Origin of the sequence: Pseudoalteromonas sp. Isolate6, from assembly GCF_022398435.1 — a bacterium.
Taxonomy (GTDB): Bacteria; Pseudomonadota; Gammaproteobacteria; order Enterobacterales; family Alteromonadaceae; genus Pseudoalteromonas; species Pseudoalteromonas galatheae.
In genome coordinates this window covers 1-6,494 of record NZ_JAKEVK010000238.1, presented here as the reverse complement: position 1 = coordinate 6,494, position 6,494 = coordinate 1, and the positions used below count along the sequence as shown (strand labels likewise).

General features: G+C 43.2%; 7 protein-coding genes. 4 read left to right on the top strand and 3 right to left on the bottom strand.

All coding sequences use genetic code 11. The annotated features are described in order from the left end of the window. Nucleotides 1-15: 15 nt before the first annotated feature. A complete protein-coding gene (ppc, locus tag L1D50_RS20510) occupies nt 16-2,649 on the bottom strand; it encodes a phosphoenolpyruvate carboxylase (protein WP_239966700.1) in 2,634 nt (877 codons plus the stop codon). A 125-nt stretch (nt 2,650-2,774) separates the two neighbouring features. Here ppc and L1D50_RS20505 point away from each other — a divergent pair, with 125 nt between their 5' ends. The 3 genes from L1D50_RS20505 to L1D50_RS20495 are packed head-to-tail and all read left to right on the top strand — an operon-like array spanning nt 2,775 to nt 4,531. Further along, entirely contained in the window at nt 2,775-3,164 is a 390-nt protein-coding gene (locus L1D50_RS20505) for a DUF393 domain-containing protein (RefSeq protein ID WP_275660239.1), read from the top strand. Further along, nucleotides 3,157-3,882 carry an SDR family NAD(P)-dependent oxidoreductase gene (locus tag L1D50_RS20500; protein WP_128726659.1) on the top strand — a complete coding sequence of 242 codons (726 nt, stop codon included), beginning with the start codon at nt 3,157-3,159 and terminating at the stop codon, nt 3,880-3,882. Before L1D50_RS20505 ends, L1D50_RS20500 begins: the two co-directional genes overlap by 8 nt. 7 nt (nt 3,883-3,889) lie before the next feature. Continuing rightward, nucleotides 3,890-4,531, top strand: coding sequence for a flavin reductase (locus L1D50_RS20495; RefSeq protein WP_239966698.1), 642 nt, complete (start codon nt 3,890-3,892; stop codon nt 4,529-4,531). Nucleotides 4,532-4,535: 4 nt separating this feature from the next. On the opposite strand, the gene L1D50_RS20490 is transcribed toward L1D50_RS20495, so the two are convergent. Next, on the bottom strand, nt 4,536-5,321 hold the full coding sequence (locus L1D50_RS20490) for a DUF6279 family lipoprotein (RefSeq protein ID WP_239966697.1): 786 nt from the start codon (nt 5,319-5,321) through the stop codon (nt 4,536-4,538). Between the two features lie 140 nt (nt 5,322-5,461). Here L1D50_RS20490 and L1D50_RS20485 point away from each other — a divergent pair, with 140 nt between their 5' ends. After that, on the top strand, nt 5,462-6,187 hold the full coding sequence (locus L1D50_RS20485) for a tetratricopeptide repeat protein (RefSeq protein WP_128726698.1): 726 nt from the start codon (nt 5,462-5,464) through the stop codon (nt 6,185-6,187). Nucleotides 6,188-6,279: 92 nt separating this feature from the next. Here the strand turns inward: L1D50_RS20485 and L1D50_RS20480 are convergent, their stop codons facing one another. Then, a complete protein-coding gene (locus L1D50_RS20480; RefSeq protein WP_095729633.1) occupies nt 6,280-6,426 on the bottom strand; it encodes a DUF1737 domain-containing protein in 147 nt (48 codons plus the stop codon). Nucleotides 6,427-6,494 lie beyond the last annotated feature (68 nt).

The following is a 6,494-nucleotide window of genomic DNA, read 5'->3' as shown; positions in this document are numbered from 1 at the left end:
ATTCAAATTGTTGCACTAACCCGTGTTGCGCATACCGGCCGCTATACCTGTCATCGTGATCATAAGTGCCAGTTCCAAATCATGATTGGTTTCTTCACGCACCCGCTTTAACAGTTCAATTTGTAACAAGTTAAGTGGATCAGTATAAGGGTTTCTCAACCCGATTGATTCTTTGATCCAAGGTTGCTGTGATAACAGCGATGACTCTGGCGCAAGGCCGCGAATAAGCTCGATGGCTTGTTGCAAGTTGTCTCTCAACTCACCACCTAAACCTTTATACTCATCACTGACTAAACTTGCATCATACATCTCGCTGAGCCAAAGGTCGGCTTTACAGAATACCATTTCGAGCATTTCTAGACGGGTTCTAAAAAATGGCCACTTTGCACTCATTTCTTGCAGCATGTCTTTACCAAACGTTTCTACGGCGGCTTCAAGACCTTCTTTCGCCCCCAGCCAAGCAGGTAACATCAAGCGATTTTGACTCCATGCAAAAATCCATGGAATCGCCCTCAAACTCTCTACTCCGCCGTTTGGATTACGTTTTGAAGGCCGTGAGCCTAGCGGTAATTTAGACAGTTCTTGTTCTGGTGTTGCCATTCTAAAGTAAGGAACAAAATCAGGGTTTTCTCGAACAATACTGCGATACTTTTTACAGGAAGCTTCACTTATCGTCTCCATTACCTCTACCCATTTAGGTTCAGGCCGAGGAGGTGGCAACAAATTACTTTGTAAAATCGCACTGGTATAAATGGATAGACTTTGCATCGCGACTTTAGGCAAACCAAATTTAAAGCGGATCATTTCGCCTTGCTCGGTTACTCGCAAACCACTTTTTAGCGAACCAGGCGGTTGAGATCTCAGCGCTTGTGCTGCAGGCGCACCTCCACGACCAATCGTACCTCCACGGCCATGGAAAAGCACCAGCTCAATGCCCTTGGCATCTGCAAGATTAACCAGTTTTTCCATTGCATCATACTGCGCCCATCCGGCAGCCATCATTCCTGCGTCTTTTGCAGAGTCAGAATAGCCGATCATCACATATTGCTTGGCACCAATCGTGCCTTTATACCAAGTATTCTCAAATAACCCGCTGATCACTGATTGTGCATTATTTAAGTCATCCAGCGTTTCAAATAACGGCGCTACCGGTAAGTTGAATTTACACCCGCTTTCTTGGAGTAATAAATGCACGGCGAGAATATCTGAGGCACTTTGCGCCATTGAGATTATGTAAATGCCAAGTGCGTTTTGGTCTTGATCCGCAATCGTTGCAAATGTTTCTAGCACCTCTTGAACATTGGAAGAAGGTTGCCAATGACGCGGCAGTAACGGTCGTCTTGAGCTTAGCTCGGTTAATAAGAAGGCTTGCTTGTCTGCTTCTTGCCACTGGGCATAATCACCAAGACCCAAATAGCGTGTTAATTCAGAAAACACTTCGGTATGTCTGGCGGAATCTTGGCGAATATCTAACTTACATAAAGACACGCCAAAACAGTCAATTCGCCTTAATACATCCAACAACAAACCATCAGCAATATTAACCATGCGACAATCAACCAGCGAGCGATAACATGCCTCAAGTGGCTCTCTTATCTGTGAGACCTGCTTAATCTTGTCCTGATATTGAGAAGGTGTGCCTTTGATTTTATATTCTAATGCAGCAATGGTTTCTTCTACCTCAGCGCGTAGTTGCTTTAGCACATGACGATAAGGTTCATTACTGCCGTCTGCTCGCGCTATAAAGCTTTCGGACGCATTACTCATAGAGAGTTCTGCGCCCAAAATTTCTAGATCGCGACGATATAAATCAAGCGCCATCCAGCGGCCATGATCAAGCACAGATTGCGTCACATGAGAAGTAACAAACGGGTTGCCGTCTCTATCGCCCCCCATCCAAGAAGTGAGCTGAATAGGACTAAAATTGGCGGGTAGTTGTAAATTTAATCGCGTTTTCACTTGGGCGTTGAAATATCGAACAAACTTTGGCACGGCTTCCCAAAGACTATTTTCAATAACCGCAAATCCCCACTTTGCTTCATCCAGTGGCGTAGGTCGCTTTTCTCTTATATCGCTGGTGTGCCACGCCTGTGAAATCAACTGCTCAATGCGGTCAATAACCTCATCGTAGACAGGATCCTCACCAGAGGTCACCTCAAGCACTTTTAAACATTCGCTCAGCTCGACGTGTTTGTTGATGATAGTTCTGCGTGTTACTTCCGTCGGATGAGCGGTTAGCACCAAATCGATTTTTAGTTTGCTTATTACATCTGCAACTTCGTTAAGTGCCAGTGCGCCAGAATCAACTTTACTTTGCAACTCATCAAGCGCCTTATCGACTTCGATCATCACGCCGTCAGGAGAGCCTGATTTTGAAATGGTGTGAAATTGTTCTGCGACATTCGCCAGGTTTAAAAAATGATTAAATGAGCGAGCAACGGGAAGTAGCGCTTCATCGCTTAGGCTACGTAATGTGTCAATCAGCGCTTGCCTATCTGAATCATTACCACTTCTAGAGGATTTTGCTAGGTGCCTAATTTCTTCAACTTTGTCTAGCGTCTCTTGACCCTGCGCTTGTTGAATAATGTGTCCTAACATCTGCCCCAAAAGGCTCACATTACTACGTAGGCTTGCGTATTGCTCAGTCATACAATCTCCTTGATGAAAAGATACTCGAACTCCACTATACCGAGAATAAATTGATTTGCGAACGATCTATTTTCAAGACGTTAACGTAACAACATGACAAAGATAAGTATTATTCGAGTGAGCGAATGATTGTATTTTACGATGGTAACTGTCCGCTGTGTATGAGGGAAATGAATGAACTTAAACGTTTTGATAAACACAATAGCATTGATTTGGTGAACATTCACGATACCCGATTCGATACTGAGTTTCCTGAGATATCGCGTGAAGCAGCAATGGCAAAGCTCCATGGTTACGATAGCCAAGGCAAGCTTATTATCGGGCTGGATGTCACCGCAGCGGCTTGGGGTCAAGTCGGTAAACATCGCTGGATTAAATTACTTAGGCTACCAATAATTCGCAAGATTGCAGACTGGCTTTATTTGTTTTTTGCAAAACATAGAATGAAAATTTCTAAACTTTTGTCCCCAAGTCAATGCAGCATGCAAAATAGTGGAGAGTGCAATCGTGACTAACCCCGCAATTATAGTCATTGGCGCAAGCTCTGCGATCGCGCGAGCCTTTGTAAAAACGCAAGTCGAGCAGAATTCCGACGTAAGAGTAATCACCGTTTCTCGGCAAGCTAAAGCGGCTTCAAAAGCGAGTGCCCTGCACTTTCAGTGCGATTACTCCGAGGCACAGATCCAAAAAGTTGGGAGACAAATATTTGAGCTTGACTGCACGGTTAAAAGTGTCACCATTTTTAATGGGCTACTCCATGACGAGTTTGATAAATTCCCAGAGAAAAAGCTTGAGGATGTTGATCTCGGCTACAGCATGGCACTTTTCAACATCAATACCATGATCCCCATGCTTTGGTTACAAGCTTTATTGCCGACCATTAAAGGGAAACAGTCATGTGTAGTTACTGCACTCTCTGCCCGTGTTGGAAGTATCAGTGACAACCGGATGGGAGGCTGGTACAGCTATCGCAGTTCAAAGGCAGCACTTAATATGATGTTTAAATCCGCGGCTGTCGAGCTTGCGCGTCGGGCAAAAAATATTAAGCTCATTTTGTTCCATCCAGGCACTACCGATACGCCACTTTCAAAGCCCTTTCAAGCCAATGTCCCAGATGAAAAACTCTTTACGCCAGAATTTGTGGCAGATCAACTCAGCAGCATCATAGCAAAGAGCCACCCGGATGGCACGGTGAGCTATGTTGACTGGCAAAATAAATCAATTGAATGGTGATCACTTCATGAAACACTTCTCCAGTGACGATATTAAAACCCTAGACGAACGTTACCGCGCACTGATGATAAATTCATTATCGGGTTTCAAAAGCGCTAACTTAATCGGAACAGTTGATGGGACAGGTCAGGAAAACTTGTCTATTGTTAGTTCAGTGTTCCACCTTGGCGCCAGTCCGGCGCTCGTTGGCGTGATTTTTAGGCCCCATAGCGTACCAAGACACACGCTAGAGAACATATTAGCGACTGAAAAATATACGATTAATCAAGTTAACATTCAAATTTATATGGCGGCTCATCAAACCTCTGCCAGATATGAAAAGAGTCAATCTGAATTTGAGCAAACAGGATTAACCGCAGAGTACTTAAATGATTTCCCTGCTCCTTTCGTTAAAGAAAGTAGATTAAAATACGGACTTGCACTCAAAGATCATCAAACCATTAAACTTAATGACACAGAGTTAGTAATAGGCGAAATTGAATCGCTTCACGTTGAAGAAAAAGCGTTACTCGAAGACGGTTATATTGATATCGAGGCGCTCGACTGTGTTGCGATTTCAAGTTTAGACGGGTATCACAGTACCAAGCGTATTAATCGCTTAGAGTATGCAAAACCAAACAAGCCAACCAGAATTAAGCTGCTCGGCTAATTTTTTACAATGACTCTAAGAGCTCAAGCAATTCTTCAAGCTCTTCTTTGAAGTGCTGCTTTTGCTTGTCGCTCATGGTGTCTTTGAGTTTAACAGCGAGATTTGCATACTCATTTATTCGCCTTGCTTGAATATCTATGATGCGCTCGGGCAGCGCTGCGGGTGACGTGACTACTGCTTGCTGCAACAGCTCAGGTGAAACTTGTTCAGTGCCGCTCAATAACATGGCTTGTTTAAACTGGCTAAAGCGCCTCTGTTCATGTGCACGCCAAACCTGGCGCGCAAACTCGCCTTGTTCATAATATTCGTTAATAAGCTCCTTTTGTTTATTACTCAAATCACCAAGCCAACGCTCATAACGGTTAAATTGGTCTCCTTCCTCCCAGTCATCATCCAACATTTCTTTTTCTATGTTGGCTATCAGCATTTCTCGCTGTTCACGGTTAAGCGAATTTAGGTGTGTTTCTAACTTGGGATATACGGCTTCAACGACGGAATACCAATAGTTTCTTGTGGTATACACCATATCTACCAAATCACTCTCCGTCATGGTTTGCCAGCGCTTCAATAGTGATTGGATATGAAATTTGTATTTTGGTAGCTCTGACTGTCGATGCCACGCAACCAAAGACTCGACATCAGCCTCCAGCTTTTCTTCTTGCTCATCCGTCAGCTCAACATAATCGGAAATATAATAACTCGCTAACCATCCTAGATTGTTATAGGCCAATCTTTGACTACATCCAGCCAAACACAGTAAACATAGCGCCAGTGCTATTAATTTCTTCATCCCATTGCCTCAATTTTTGTTTTTATTACCTTATATTAACGCAGTATCTGCAATTTTAGATTTGTATTTTGTAAATCTGTGTTTCTGGCATTAGAATAACTAACAACATAGTTAGCATAGCTACCTTAAGGAGGTCTATGATGTTAGGCAGGATTTCAAAAGCATGTATCGCCATTGCTCTGTTAAGCCAAGCACCGTTGGCAACAGCTGGATTGGAAGAAGGCATAGATGCACTCAATGCTGGCAGGTTCGAAGAAGCACTACAAGAATTCAATTATTTAGCTGAAATGAATTACGCCCCAGGCATATATCAACTCGGTGTGATGTACGAAGGCGGCTACGGTGTCATCAAAAATCCACGTAAAGCGGCAGAGTTATTTCAACAAGCAGTTAAACTTGGTGAAGCTGATGCGATGTTTGCGCTCGCAGTCATGTATGACGAAGGTCGCGGTGTTAAAAAAGACCGTTCTAAATACGTTGAGTTAATGACTAGAGCGGCAAACAAAAACATGCCAGCCGCGCAATTTAACGTAGCGCTAATGTATGCAAACGGTGACGGTGTCCCACAAAGTTACCGCCACGCACTTAACTGGTATGAAAAAGCCGCCGCGAACAACTACACCCTAGCCATGTTTAATTTAGCACTCATGTATTTTCAGGGCTTGGGAGTCGAGAAAAGTATTGAACGCTCGTACGTATGGAATACGTTAGCCGAGTTTAATGGCTATGCTGAAGCCACAAAGAGCCGAGTGCTCGACGAAAAACAGCTTTCCCCTTCACAAATCGAACAAGCAAAAGAACTCGCTAATAGTATTTACGAGCGGATTCAAGCCGGCAAATACGTGGCAGAAACACGCACTAAATAGTCTAAGTTTAGATTAAGAAAAAAGTTGATTAACTAAGGCCTCATAAGAGGCCTTTATGCTATTTCACCCTTCAAATTGATTAGAGAATTAATTCAATTGGTATTAATCATTGCCTGTAAACATCTACCATTTTGATCTTCCATGACTCCTCCTTGAGGGATCCAGCCTTGTTTGATTAGTTCATTAACCTCCTTGATTAACCCTTTATAGGTCGCGGTTTTCACTAACGTATATTCCATTTTTTATTTCCTTCGATATTTGTATTAAAAAAGCCTATCTTTTTATCATTGTTGAATCTGCTAACACT

Coding starts and splice junctions, on each gene's coding strand:
- ppc (WP_239966700.1), bottom strand. CDS start 2,649: ATGACTGAGCAATACGCAAGCCTACGTAGTAATGTGAGCCTTTTGGGG.
- L1D50_RS20490 (WP_239966697.1), bottom strand. CDS start 5,321: ATGAAGAAATTAATAGCACTGGCGCTATGTTTACTGTGTTTGGCTGGA.
- L1D50_RS20480 (WP_095729633.1), bottom strand. CDS start 6,426: ATGGAATATACGTTAGTGAAAACCGCGACCTATAAAGGGTTAATCAAG.
- L1D50_RS20485 (WP_128726698.1), top strand. CDS start 5,462: ATGTTAGGCAGGATTTCAAAAGCATGTATCGCCATTGCTCTGTTAAGC.
- L1D50_RS20495 (WP_239966698.1), top strand. CDS start 3,890: ATGAAACACTTCTCCAGTGACGATATTAAAACCCTAGACGAACGTTAC.
- L1D50_RS20505 (WP_275660239.1), top strand. CDS start 2,775: ATGATTGTATTTTACGATGGTAACTGTCCGCTGTGTATGAGGGAAATG.